At 49.0% G+C, this 431-nt stretch carries 1 protein-coding gene; it reads right to left on the minus strand.

Annotation, left to right across the window (positions count from 1 at the left end; all coding sequences use genetic code 11):
* Positions 1-356 (minus strand): mucin-binding protein (locus tag FC75_RS11465; RefSeq protein ID WP_156403626.1); only part of this gene is annotated, 356 nt, incomplete at its 3' end.
* Positions 357-431 lie beyond the last annotated feature (75 nt).

The raw sequence follows: 431 nt of genomic DNA on the forward strand, positions 1-431 counted from the left end.
TAGTCTGTAGAAGGTGTCGCTGACTTGATCTCGCCATTCACATCATCTGTCGTGATTGTCCAGTTGACGGTCTGAACAACTGATTCAGGAGCACCATCTGTCTTCCCATTGACCGTGTAGTTGATGGTCCGAGTCGTCGTAGTCGTATCCGTTGTCGTCAGATGGTGTGCCAACTTAATGGTCAGGTTATCTGTTGTTGCTGGATCGGCGGCAAAAGTATAGTCGACTGTGCCTTCTTGTCCATCGGCCAGAATATAGCCTGTTGGAACTGTCACCTTGTACTGTCCAGTCTCACCAGTTTTACCAGTCAACGTCTCAGGAGTGCCAACAACGGCGTTACCATTGTCCGTATCCACATACGTAACCTTCAGTGTGGCGCCATTCGAAACGTAGTTGACTTGTACCAGTTCACCTACTGGTGAACCTGATAC

The organism is Lacticaseibacillus camelliae DSM 22697 = JCM 13995 (assembly GCF_001436615.1).
Lineage (GTDB): Bacteria > Bacillota > Bacilli > Lactobacillales > Lactobacillaceae > Lacticaseibacillus > Lacticaseibacillus camelliae.